The sequence below is a fragment of the Phascolarctobacterium succinatutens CAG:287 genome (assembly GCF_000434895.1).
GTDB classification, from domain to species: Bacteria; Bacillota; Negativicutes; order Acidaminococcales; family Acidaminococcaceae; genus Phascolarctobacterium_A; species Phascolarctobacterium_A succinatutens_A.
Genome location: NZ_FR892764.1, coordinates 29,569 through 43,025, shown reverse-complemented (window position 1 = coordinate 43,025; position 13,457 = coordinate 29,569). Strand labels below are relative to the sequence as shown.

Here is a 13,457-nt window from a genome sequence, read left to right as displayed (position 1 = left end):
CCTTCCCCCCCCCCGCCGGTACGATAGTAGGACTGCTCAGTAATAGTATCGCCGAACTTGTTTTTTACTGCGTCAGCCTCTACTACCATTGTATCCAGGGTATAATCGTTCAGGTTTTCGTCATATGCCGCGCTTGCGCTTGCACACATGCCCAGCACCATCATCATAGCAGCTGCTGCTGTATATCTTTTTTTCATGTTACTCATACACTTCTTTCTTAGCTTGTTGTGAATGTCGACAGACATTCAAGTATTCATTTTGAGAGCACAAAAAAATGCTCTACTCATCAAAAACATTATCAGAACCGCGCACCGTTAATATACGTAAACGTATATGTCTGCGCCGTTACCCAGTTGCTAACGGTTTCGTCAGCAACTTTGCCAAAGTTAAGATTCAGGTCGCGTGAACCTCTGGCAGGAATTTTGCACAGTGGAAATTTTACCGGTCTGCCGGTAAATTGTTTCTGCTCGCCATTTTTGTCTGTGTAGGTAACACGCATAATAAAGTCATTCAGCTTAGTAATGGTCAAATCACTGCGCTTGTTGACAAAGGTACCTGTTACACACAGCTCGCCGCCGTTAACCCATACCTTGGATGTTGTCCAATCCAAAATCATTTTGTCACTTGATACCTCAGAAGCACCGGCAAGTGCTGGGCACATCAGCGCCAAAATTAAGGTCAGTAGCATAAATATCCTTTTCATAGCTCCTCCTTTCTCTCGTAATATTTGAGCATACTGGGAAAAAATTTATTTTCATAAAAGCATCTGACCAAGCTATCCTTGTTCCGCTTGTCAGATGTTAATATGCAAGAATAATAAATATACTTCATGCAAATATTGCAGTCAAAATAAAAGCGCCTTGCCGTACTGTGACAGCAAGACGCACTTATCCCTGGGAAAGCGCAATCCTGTACATCGCAGGTTGTTGAAAGGCCCTATATCAGGCAGTTCTTCTGGCTCTGCTTCACTGCCAGCCTTGTCTTCCCGGTTTCCCAGTGACTATATAAGGCCAGCTCCACATTACAGCTGCGGGACAGCACAGGTTTTGCACCTGTTTACCTATTAAGTATAAATACACCTGATACGCTTTTATTCTCTTTTTCTCTCGTTAGGTTCTTAAATTTTATAGCAATATATCATGCAGTGTTTGCAGTTCCTCAAAGAGGAAAATACTTACATGCAAAGCTCTCTAAATTGCTAATTATGTATATTAGCTTTTTTCTCATTTTACAATAACTTTAATTACATAATTAGTCACTGCTAGAATTATAGCATGTTGTCCCCCCCCCGTCAAGCAAAAGTACATCGAGTACTTTTGGCTTGCAGGTGCCTACGCCACCTGATAAATCAAAAAAGGACTCCATTCTCTTACAATGAAGTCCTTAATGATTAAAGCATTATTATATTGTGATTACACGTCAACTAACCTACAACTATATTCTTAGTCTGACGTAATATAGCTCGCCAGCTATATCACAGCTATAATTTTTTCATGTATTTAATTTTCCAGCATCAAAAATCGCTGCAAAGCCTGCTCCACAATTTTATTCAATGAAATGTTGTTCTGTAAAGCGCAAATCGCCGCCTGCTTGTGCATCTCTGCAGAAATGTTAAGGACAATTATACTAGGTTTCATTCTTTCTGTTAACATAAAAAAATATTAACTGTTTTTCTTTCAAAAAATCGAGTAGGAGGTAGGTAATTAATTTACCTACCGACCTCTCACACCACCGTGCGTACCGTTCGGTACACGGCGGTTCAAATACCATAATGCTTAAGTCTTTTAAGCTCGTAATTGCCCGCTAGTTCATAATAGCCTGCTTTTACGAGCTTTTCTTTTGTTATTGACCTATTAAGTATTACACTTCCTGCTACTCACCAATAACCTAGTCGTGCATTTCCCCACATATATGCATACTCCTCTGGTATCCCTAACTTCTTTAGGTTGGTAACCCTTGCTTTAGGTTTCTTCCATTGTTTCCATATATATTGACGGTATCTTCTTCGCAACCATTCATCCCATTCCTGCATTTTGCGTCTTATACTTGCTATGCAGTAATAGTTCAGCCAACCGCTTACATATACTTTTACCTTGTTCATCACTACACGTATATTTCTTCCTTGATTTCTAGCTGTCAGCTCTTTTAATTTTGCTTTGGCTTTCATCAAGGATTGTTTGTGTACTCTTATCATTACTTCTGTTTTGTTCTTGCCTAGCGTAAATCCTAAGAACTTGAACTTTGGTGAGTATACGCTTACTACTTTGCTCTTTTCCATGTTCAACTTTAGCTTGAGCTTATCTTCAAGATATTTTCTGCTGGATTCCAGCAGTCTTTTCGCTGCTCTTTTGCTTTTTGCTTCGACAATAATGTCATCTGCATACCTTACAATATTTACTCCTCGTCTTGACATTTCTTGGTCAAACTCATTAAGGTAAATATTGGCCAATAGTGGCGACAATGGTCCGCCTTGCGGCGAACCTTCTTCTGTCTTTACTATTACTCCGTTGTCCATGACTCCGCTTTTAAGGAATTTCTTGATTAGCTCTATCAGCCTCTTATCTTTTATTCTCCTGCGAAGTATATTAAGCAGTAAGTCATGGTTCAGCGTATCGAAATACTTGGATAAATCTACTTCTACTACGTATCGGTAGCCCTTTTCCGCATATTCTTTCACGCTTTCCATTGCCTGTTGTGCGCTTCTTCCTACTCGGTAGCCGTAGCTTCCTTTGTAGAAAGTTGCTTCATACATCGGTTGCAGTACCTGTGCTATTGCCTGCTGTACCATTCTGTCTATGACAGTTGGTATACCAAGTTTTCGCACTCCGCCGTCTACTTTGGGGATTTCCTTGCGTCTTACTGGGTTCGGTTTGTATCTTCCAAACCATATGTCAGATACAAGTTCTCGACCATGTTTAGTGCACCAAGGTTCCAGTTCATCGATAGTCATTCCATCAATTCCTGCGGCTCCCTTGTTGCCTTTGACTCTTTTTATTGCTTCGAGTAGATTTCTGCCCCGAAGAATTTCTCGCAGTAAATCCTGCGTTGCATTGTCTCTTTCTCTGTTGTCCCGAGTTCCAACACTCGGCACTCCTGCATACCCTTTGCGTTCCACGCTATCTCTTTGCAGGCAGTCCTTTCGGTATTCTGCTTTCATTGTGTTGGACTCCTTTCTCCAGTTACTCAAGACCGGTATTTGTTCAGTCCTTCCCGTAAAAAAAAAACGGTACTATGACCTCTGCTGACTTCTCACAGCAAGCTTTACTCCGTATTTCGGATTTCCTATTTTACGTCTGTGAGACCTCCCCAGGTAAGAACGATAACTTTCATTCCATGTAGCCGCCTTATTTACTGTATAGAGTTCGGGTAGCATTGGACTTTGTCTTGTGTGGCAGATTTATCCACTCTAATTCAGCCTTTTATAAGGTTTCTGTTCGTCGGCTCAGAACTTTGCCCGCTGTCGATTTTCCGCAACAGCATCCGGCTTCCTTCAGATTCCACCTCACGATGGACACCCTTGCCTTCGGCTAACGCTTCCTGCTACCGAGCGCGTAGTGGACTTTCACCACCTAGTTATCGCCCATGCTGGGCGCACTGCAACAAAGACGCCGGTAATTAAACCAGCGTCTTCGTTTTCTTCTACCTTTAGAAGAATAAAGATATCAGCTATTATTTAATTTTCAGTTAGAAGCTAAAGTTGATACCAGCATTCAATTTCCATTGATGTTGATAATCACCAGTCAGACTTCTAGTAACATCAGCATAAAAATTACTGCACTTGCTAAGGTTGTAGCTGCCGCCAACAGTGAGCTCACTCCAAGTTCCACCTAAGTCATAACTGGTATGCTTAGCCTCCGCACCCTTTTCCGTACTAATGTAGGTTGCCCCGGCATCACCGCTAAACTCATGTGCCAAGCTCAATTTCGCATAGAAGCCTCCACGTTCATTTTCTATACCGGTTTGTACACCAATTCTGCCTACAAGACTATCAAAAGCCTCTTGGTTAACAAAAAGCTTACCCGCCTTGCTGTCAGCAGCAAAACTGTCACTGCCTAAATGCGCATAAGTTAGTTGTAATTGCGGCTCTAAATAACCTTTTTTAGTATTGCCAAAGCGTTGTCCATACTGTACGCTTACACTGTACCCAGTAGCAGAATATTCGCCATCAGCTTTAACTTCTACAGGAGTGTTGCGGAAATCATTATATACAGTAAATTCATTTTTCACCTTACCTGCTTTCGCCATAAGATCTACATACGCATTATTACCTACATTTTTAGATGCATAAACGCCTAAACTATAAAGTTTAGTATCACCCTTATCACCATTAAGGTAGCTTGCACTGCCATCACGATAATCAATAGCCGCACCCAAATTCCAGCCATTTGCAATAGCCTTATCGAAGCCAGCCTGTCCTGCCCAATATTGGTGAGTGAAGTCTAAAGCGTCATTATCATATTTCATCTTGCCGCCATAGGTTTGTACCCAGGCTCCAGCTTCAGCACCCTCGCGTAAAGCAAGGCTGCGACCATTCAAATTAGCCGCGTTATCGCGCCAATCCAAAGCGGAAGTCATCATTGCGCTACGAACGCCTTTCAAAATAGCATTCTCATAATCGCCCTTAATAATCGGCTTTTGGAAATCGTTTCCATCGACATTGCTTACGCTGCCAGCAACATAGCTGCCCTTGCCGTCAGTACTAGCAAAGGACATATCACCAAGCTTTCTCATTGCGCTTGAAGTAGTCAGACCATCAGCAATGCCAACTTTACCGGTAAGATTCTTCTCGCCAGCAGCATAACCGCTATAAGTAAGCTTCCTAGCCAAGGCGCTCAGGGCTTCCTCAACCTCAGATTTACTTGTTAAATCAATACCATTGTTACCGGTAATAAGATTTACACCGCTGCCAGAAGAAGCGCTTTGAATAACCGTATCGCCTGCTTTATAATCTTCTGCACTAGCACCTGCATTATCATGAGCATAATAAAGATTAGTAAAACCGCTATACTTTCTAATGGTAAGTTTATTGGCGTCAGACTGGAAGATATTGCCTGCCTTGTCCGCACTATCACCACCGACAAGATTGCTTACAATACTGCCCTCAAAGGATTTGCCACCGGAAGATGAACCAATTTGTCCTTGAACCTGATTGTTCCAAGTTGCACCATTCTGCAACCACATATTTACTTCACCAGTAAAGGTTAAATCTCCACTGGTCGTTCCCTCTTCTGGGAAAGCATTGTAAACTGCGCCGGTCAAAGAAGATTCTTTAGTAGCAAGCCCCAAGTTAATCTGGGTAAGCGTACCATTTTTATCCACTCTATTTACAGCACCTGTTGTCGCGGCAATATTGCCTTTAATATTTACGTTCTCTTTGCCTGATGCAATAGCCTTACCGTTATCATCCGAAACGACATTCATATTAACAGTGCCGTCCTCCGCACGAATCGCCGCATATGGGTTAGTGCTGCTGTCCACATCGATTTTACCACCGCCAGTCACAGTAATTACACTGCCTCCGGCATTAGCGAAAATGCCATTACCGACGCCAGAAAGATCAACATTGCCGTCAACAGTCAGCTCACTGCCCATAGAATTGGCCCCCATGTTACTGGTCGCGTAAAGAATTTCGCTGCCATAATAGCTATAACCGCCATTATGCCCATCGATATGAGCCTTAAGGTCGCCGTTTACAGTCAATTTGCTATTACCCATTACATAAGCGCCAATGGTATTATCCGTGCCCTCGGTATTAAGTTCAACATCACCATCAATCACTAACTCAGGTCTACCATTACTGTTGGAGCTTGCTAAATGAATGCCTTCAGCACGACCAGATTCATTAACAACGGAAATTTTAAGTTTTTTAGCAACCACGCTACTTCTGCCATCCTCTGTCTTATTAAGTCCGATATTGGTGCCGCCGGTAGAAGTATTGTCAATAACCAAAGTCTTTGCAACAGCGTCAATAGTAGAAACACTATTAAGGTCTGCGGCAGTTCCACCACTAACCGTAATACTGCTGTCTTTATCAAATTTATAAACATTATCTTCTTTGATAACGCCTGCGTCATCGTACTCCCAATCGGTCTCACGATTGCCGGTAACCGGCGTAGTGAATTCAGTTGTCGGTTCGGTAGCAGGTGCTTCATAGCTGCCCTTACCAGTTTCTGTATTGAAGGTAATATCACCCGTGTTCAAAGTCATGCTAGAAGTCAGCAGACCATCAGCAATAATAACTTTGCCGTTCAAGTTTCTTTCGCCATCAACATAAGCACTATAGGTCAGTTTGCCAGCCAAAGCATTCAACACCTGATTAACTTCATTCAAACGCACTGTATTGATATTGGTGTTGTCTGTAATGAGGCTCACATTGCTTCCAACAGCTGCATTTCCAATAATAGTATCGCCAGCTATATAATCATCTGCCGACGTACCCTTATTTTCATGCGCATAGAAAATATTAGTATTACCGCTATAATTGGTTATATTAATCTTATTAGTATCATTTTGGAAGATATTTCCTGCGGAGGTTGCGGAACTGCCACCTACAATCTTTCTTACCGTGCTGCCGGCAAAATTGCTATTGGTATTGTAAAGTTTATTAGTCCAAACAGCTCCATTTTGCAGCGTAAAATTCAGTTCACTTTTCTCATTGGTGGCTTCATCATAAATAACGCCATTTAAGTACGAATCAGCAGTATTCATATTGATATTAATAATGCTAGCACCTAAATCAGATTTCAATAAGCCAATATTACCATCAATCTGAATGTCTTTTGCCTGTTCACCATTATTGACGTTAACTGTACCGCCGCCCGCAGAAACAGCGTATTTGTTGCTTCTTCCCGGATTAGTTTTAATTTTTACAGCTCCGTTAAGATTTACTTCCGAGCCATAGTTTTCCGCTCCTACACCATTGCCATCGACAACAATATCAGTATCACCATTAACAGTGATATAGGCAGGACCGTAAGTAGTTCCAGTTGCATATAACGCGCGTGGCGAACTATATGATTGAGTCGGAACCAGGCCATAGCCTCCCTCTTCATTCTTCATAGTGACATCGCCATTAATCTCTAACGCAGAATTACCACGGGAATAAATAGCATAAACGGCGAAAGCACCCTGAGCATTCTTAATGTTGACATCACTATTAACTGTCAGCTTAGACTGCTTGTCGGCATATTTAATATTTTGGGCCTCTAAACAGTGCACATCGCCGTTTTTCGTAGTAATATCAATATTAATTTCTTTAGCATTAATAGTAGTATTTACCATCTGGCTTAATACGCCATAAAGCGTGCCATAGGTTGCTACCTGATTACCAACAATATTAATAACCTTGTCCTTAGCATCAACCACCAAATCATCATCCGCTTTAATGGCTTTATTAGCTTTGTTAGCACCAATATCAATTGTGACATCCTTATCAAATTTATAGCTGCCATCCTCTTGACGTAAATTGAGATCAATATATTCCTGGTCGTTGCTCTCTGTACCGGTCAAGGTCGTAACAAATTCATAAGCAGCTTTTTCTGGCACTACATAAGAACCCTGTCCTTTTTCATTCGTAAAGGTAATATCCCCACTCTTCAATGTAGCACTAGAAGTTGTAAGACCATCAGCAATGGTTACAGTACCGGAAAGATTCCTTTCTCCGTCTGCGTAAGCGTTATAATATAATTTGCCAGCTAAAGCATCCAAAACTGCGTTGGTTTCCTTGTCTTTATTCATAGTGATATTGCTGTTATCGGTGATCAAATTAATGGAGCTTCCTTTAGCAGCACCCTTAATAATAGTGTCTCCTGCTTCGTAATCCTTCGCCTCAGTACCACTATTATTATGAGTATAATAAATATTAGTATTACCACTGTAATTAGCAAAAGTTATGTTATTGCTGTCCTTTTGGAAAATATTGCCAGCGGATTCAGCTGTACTACCGCCTACAAAATTGTTAACATAACTTCCGGAGAACTTACTGTCAACAACACCATTCTTCTCGTTAGTCCAAACCGCACCATTTTGTAGCCACAAATTATTTTCACCAGTAAATGTTACTCCGCCAGTAGTTTTTCCATCCACAGGAAAGCCGTTAATAACAACACCATTTAAGGTAGAATACTTTGTATCCAATGCTAAATTGATACGAGATAAGGTGCCTTTTATATCAATAGGATTGACAGCACCAGTAGAAACAGCAATATTACCATTAATAGTAACATCATTACCAGCGCCCTCTATAGCTTTACCATTATCATCCAATTTAACATTCATATTAACAGTGGAATTTTCAGCACGAATAGCTGCGTAATTGTTAACACTACTATCAACATCAATCGTACCGCCGCCGTTAATTGTAACCAATGCATTGCCGATATTGGCAAAAATGCCATTTCCCTTACCGCTAATATCTACATCACCATTAACTATTGCCTGCCCACCTATCGAGTTTGCCGTGTTCAACTGACCGGCAACATATAATCCGCTTGCGCCATAATATCCCCAGCCGCTGTTATCGCCGTCAACATTTATGCTCAAATCACCATTCACGGTCAAGGTGCTGTCACCATAAATATAGCTGCCTAAAGCATAACCGATACCCTTAGACGTAATATCAAGGTCACCATTGACCGTAGCACTGCTATTATACAAGTGTACACCTTCAGTACGAGAAGAACCGGTTACATCAATACTTACCTTCTTAGCTGTCAGCTCCAGTTTTTTCCCGGATGCTGCTTCCACCGCATTAATCTGATTGGTTGCATCTTTCGTAGTAATTTGCAAAGTTCTGCCGCTCGCATCAATTACGGTGTCCTTGCTAACATTTATAGCCTGAACATTTGCCGCAGGAGTAATAGTTGTTTCTTCGGCAAATTTATATGTTCCGTCCTTTTGAACGATATCGTTCTCACTATATTCTGTATCTGCGTCCGTGCCGGTAATAGTAGTGGTAAAATCAGTTTTCGGATTCACGACATCGCTCACATCACCGCCATAGCTGCCCTTGCCATCCGTTTCAGAAAAAGCAATGCTGCCAGTCTTTAATTCCGCGCTGGACGTAAGCAAACCATCCGCTATTTTGACAATACCGCGCAGATTATGTTCCCCGTCAACATAGGCACTATAGGTCAACTTGCTAGCCAAGGTATTTAAGACATCTTTCACCTGAGCTTCATCGCTCATGGTAATATTGCTGCTATCGGTAATCATACTGATACCGCTGCCCTTGTTCGCGTTTTTAATTATTACGTCCCCTGCAGTATAGTCATCGGCAGCAGTACCGCTATTACTGTGTTCATAAAAAACATTAGTATATCCACTATAATTAGCGATATTAAGATCACCCGCCTGCGCCTTTTGGAAAATGCTACCAGCATCATCATAACTGCTGCCACCGGCAAAACGTGTAATAGCACTCGCACCTGTCGCGTTCCATTTAGCCTTATCGCTTAAAATAAGTTGAACAGAACCAGCTGTCGAGCCCTCTGTCTCCTGCACTACGGAGCCTGTCCAAGATGATTTATCGGTATTCAAAGCTATGGCTACAATGCCATTTGCTCCGGCCGATCGAATACGTCCATTAATCTCGACATCATTTTTTACGTCTTTAGCTATAATTTCCTTACTATCATCAAGCGCGCTATTGATTGTAATATAGCTATCATAAGAATAAACGGCATTACCTGAATCAGCAACGATAATTTTACCGCCGCCAATACTTGTTTCAGCATAATCACCACATTTAGAATCGCCGAACGCGAGAATGCCAGTTGGTTTATACAGATTCTTGCGGAGATCAATATCAACAAGTCCCTTAATATCCAGTTTTGCCGTTCCAGAATTGCTGTTTACAAAAACGCCTTGACTGAAATATACATTTTCATCAGTACGAATTTTAACAGCATGATTAGGATCGTTATCATTTTCAATTTTCAGCACCGAATTGCCTTCTCCATCCTGATATACACCCAGTGAAGCATCACCGCTTACCTGAATGGCAGTTGTATAAGCCTTTTTGCTATCATGTACATAGATATCTATACCATTAACATTTTTCATCGTAAGCGTATTGCTATTAACGAGAATAGGCCTAATATTAAGATTTACTGAGTCATACTTATCCCCGCTCATATCAATACTCAGTTTATGCCCCTGCATATCAATATTGGTATCGTTGTAACCGCTAACGCCAATAGCAGATACATTCCATAGCCATTGCTGATAGCTTAAATCCTCTTGATTAGTCAAATTCACTGATAATGTAGCATCATCTTTGAAGGTATAATTATGTTTGCCATCGCTAATACCCTCATTTTGCCAATAAGTTCTAAGTACAGAGCCAGCATAATTACTTTCAATAATTTGCTTATTGTAAGTATCTGCTGCCAAGGCACTGCCTGCTTGTGCTGCCAGCAAAGCTAGAGTTATAGCACCAGCCAAGCGTTTGCTGAATTTCCTACCTTTGATTTTCTTCATTTTTCGTCCTCCTTAACTGTCATAACACCGCTGAAGATAAAAAAGATATATAAAAAAGCATGTCAATTCGCAAAATATGTGAATTGACATGCTCAAATAACTTACTTCGCGAATTACAAAAAATCCTATGATATACACCAATAGGACTGTAAAATCGAGAATGTTTCTTCGCATCCCTATTTACGCATTAAACAGTTGGTACCCTGGCTCGAGGTCATTGCTTAACCATCCCTTTGTAAGAGGTAACTCTTTTAAAACAAAGAGTTGCGACGGTCTTGCTCTCTATTACAGTTGCGAAACAGCATCGGAATTACGCCGATTTCCCCATAAAGCATTTGCACACAATACTAGCACAAACGCACCTATCTAATAAGACATACTATTTTATTTTTTTAAATGCTTAAAATTAAAATGATTGAAACTAATTATCAATTGTAATTATTGCACATTTCTAATCTTTTGTCAATAGTTTTCGCTTTGTTATTAACGTGTAATTATCGAAATCAGACTCAAAGACAAACTCTCTCCCAACAAAATAACCCTTGAAATAGGCGTCACCCCCAACACTGTTCGCAATATATTTTTGTTAAAGCAAATCGCCGCCTGCCTTACGGCCGACGGCGCTTACTTCTTTCCCTTATTTTTAGTTCTTTCCCTTGTTTTTCAAAAAAATCTTTCCCTTATTTTGGAGGTTTTCTAAGCCGGCTTATCTGTTTTTCTGGCGCCGGCCTTTAGCAAAATAATATATACAGGAGCACTTTTCTAATATATTTTTTCTTTGCCCCGTACTGCCAACTATTTTCTAACCACTAAACACTGACCACTATTCACTAATATCCACTAATCACTTCTCGGCGCGGTTGATAGCGCAGATGATACCGCGCAGCGCTGCCACGTTAATATTAGAGTGAATGCCTACACCGAAGATATGGCCATTATTTTTCTGCTTCAGCTCAATGTAGCAAATACCCTTCGCATCAGAACCCTTGGAAATTGCATGCTCATGATAGTTGACGAATTCGTAGCCATTAATTCCGACACCTGTAAGCGCCTGGAAGAAGGCATCGATAGGACCGTTACCTACACCAACTACACTCTTCTTTTCGCCTGCAACCGCAATTTCGCCTTCAAAACGGCTGTGGATGCTGCCGTCAGCTTCGTTCAGCTCGGTGAAGCGATGACGCAGCAGCTGATATTTGCCGACAAAGTCAATGTATTCCTTGCGGAAGAGCTGCACAATCTGCTCACTGGAAAGCTCGTCGCCGTATTCGTCAGCAGCAGCCTTCACGATATTGCCAAATTCCGGATGCATTTCCTTAGGCAAATTGTAGCCAACTGTATGCTGCAGCACGAAGGCAGCACCGCCCTTACCGGACTGACTGTTAATGCGGATAACAGGCTCGTATTCACGATGGATATCCGCCGGGTTAATCGGCAGATACGGTACCTCCCAATATTCTGTAACGCTGTTTTTCATGTATTCATAGCCCTTGCGGATAGCATCCTGATGCGAACCGCTGAAGGCGGTGAAGGCAAGCTCGCCGGCATAGGGCTGACGCTCGGGCACATGCATTCTAGTGCATTCCTCATAAACCTTCTTGATATCCAGGATATGAGAGAAATCCAGCTCGGGATCAACATTTTGCGTAAACATGTTGAGGGCTACAGTAACGATATCAAGGTTACCGGTACGCTCGCCATTGCCGAACAAGGTACCTTCGATACGGTCCGCACCGGCCAAAAGTGCCAGCTCGGCGCAGGCAACACCGGTACCGCGGTCATTGTGCGGATGCACGCTGACAATTGCTGCTTCACGGTTTTTAATATGACGGCAGAAGTATTCAATCTGGTCGGCATAGGTGTTCGGTGTACACATTTCAACAGTAGAAGGCAGATTGAGGATAATGGGGTTTTCTTTGCTAGAGCCCATTTCCTGCATTACAGCCTCGCAAATTGCCACAGAGAAATCTATTTCCGTACCGGAAAAGCTTTCCGGAGAATATTCATAGCGGATGTTCATACCGCTGCGGGCAACCTCTTCTTCCGTCAGCTGGCGGATAAGGCGCGCGCCCTGTACAGCAATATCGGTAATACCGTCCATATCCTTGCCAAAAACAATTTTACGCTGCAGTGTTGAAGTAGAGTTGTAAAAATGGATGATAACATTCTTCGCACCGCGTACCGCTTCAAAGGTTTTGCGGATAAGCTCTTCACGCGCCTGCACCAGAACCTGTACGGTTACGTCATCGGGAATATGGCCGCCTTCAATCAAGGTACGCAGAATTTCGTACTCTGTTTCAGAGGCGGAAGGAAAGCCAACCTCGATTTCCTTAAAGCCGCAATCTACCAGAGTGTGGAAAAAGCGAATTTTTTCCGGAATACCCATCGGTGTTACCAAAGCCTGGTTGCCGTCGCGCAAATCAACACTGCACCATACAGGTGCTTTAGTAATCGTTTTATCAGGCCATTGACGGTCAGTAATTTTTATTTGTTCAAACGGAATATATTTTTTCTCCTGCTGCATGATTAATTTCCCCCTAGCTTTTCTTAGCGATTATAAACAAAAATCCCCGTCCCTAACCTGTGTTATTGATAACACAATTAGGGGCGGGGAACAATTCCACGCTGTACCACCCTATTTCAACAGCACTTCAGCAGCGCTGTCCTCTCAGCCTCCAACAAGGCCTTTGCCTGTAACGTGACCACACGTCCTTTCCTACATATCAGAAAGGCAACTCCGGGATCAGTATGCATATAACCATTGACATCGCTTTACACCAGCCAGCGACTCTCTTAGCCCATCCGGTCATATCTTCTTCCCTTCACCGTTTTTTTAGGGACGATATTTTATTCGTTGAATGCTATTATACGCACTCTGCTTTTAATTGTCAACATTCTTTTTGAAATTAATTTTTTAGCAGCAATATTGTAAACAATGTAACAGCAATTAGTGTGCTTCTATCCACGAATACTTATCC

5 protein-coding genes, 1 pseudogene, 2 riboswitches and 1 other annotated feature are annotated in these 13,457 nt (G+C 42.0%); all 6 genes and pseudogenes read right to left on the bottom strand.

The features are described 5' to 3' along the window. A partial coding sequence (locus BN587_RS02290; protein WP_044484006.1) for a hypothetical protein occupies nucleotides 1-197 on the bottom strand: 197 nt, incomplete at its 3' end. A 101-nt stretch (nucleotides 198-298) separates the two neighbouring features. Continuing rightward, complete coding sequence (locus BN587_RS02285) at nucleotides 299-703, bottom strand: hypothetical protein (RefSeq protein ID WP_021719534.1); 405 nt, start codon at nucleotides 701-703, stop codon at nucleotides 299-301. A 224-nt stretch (nucleotides 704-927) separates the two neighbouring features. Continuing rightward, nucleotides 928-1,098, bottom strand: a riboswitch (cobalamin riboswitch). A 401-nt stretch (nucleotides 1,099-1,499) separates the two neighbouring features. Next, nucleotides 1,500-1,637: a toxin-antitoxin system HicB family antitoxin gene (locus BN587_RS12175; protein WP_304076562.1), complete on the bottom strand. Its 138-nt coding sequence runs from the start codon at nucleotides 1,635-1,637 to the stop codon at nucleotides 1,500-1,502. A 122-nt stretch (nucleotides 1,638-1,759) separates the two neighbouring features. Continuing rightward, nucleotides 1,760-3,157, bottom strand: a pseudogene (gene ltrA / locus BN587_RS02280) (group II intron reverse transcriptase/maturase). 527 nt (nucleotides 3,158-3,684) lie between these two features. Continuing rightward, nucleotides 3,685-10,479 (bottom strand): autotransporter domain-containing protein, encoded by a 6,795-nt coding sequence (locus BN587_RS02275; RefSeq protein ID WP_021719532.1) that lies wholly within the window; start codon nucleotides 10,477-10,479, stop codon nucleotides 3,685-3,687. A gap of 176 nt (nucleotides 10,480-10,655) precedes the next feature. After that, nucleotides 10,656-10,861, bottom strand: a riboswitch (cobalamin riboswitch). Nucleotides 10,862-11,323: 462 nt separating this feature from the next. Continuing rightward, nucleotides 11,324-13,003, bottom strand: a complete 1,680-nt coding sequence (gene leuA / locus BN587_RS02270) for a 2-isopropylmalate synthase (protein ID WP_021719531.1) — start codon at nucleotides 13,001-13,003, stop codon at nucleotides 11,324-11,326. A gap of 76 nt (nucleotides 13,004-13,079) precedes the next feature. Continuing rightward, nucleotides 13,080-13,314, bottom strand: a binding site (T-box leader). Nucleotides 13,315-13,457 lie beyond the last annotated feature (143 nt).

Excerpts from the sequence above, each read along its gene's own strand:
- BN587_RS02285 (WP_021719534.1), bottom strand. The coding sequence starts at position 703 with ATGAAAAGGATATTTATGCTACTGACCTTAATTTTGGCGCTGATGTGC.
- BN587_RS12175 (WP_304076562.1), bottom strand. The coding sequence starts at position 1,637 with ATGAAACCTAGTATAATTGTCCTTAACATTTCTGCAGAGATGCACAAG.
- BN587_RS02275 (WP_021719532.1), bottom strand. The coding sequence starts at position 10,479 with ATGAAGAAAATCAAAGGTAGGAAATTCAGCAAACGCTTGGCTGGTGCT.
- leuA (WP_021719531.1), bottom strand. The coding sequence starts at position 13,003 with ATGCAGCAGGAGAAAAAATATATTCCGTTTGAACAAATAAAAATTACT.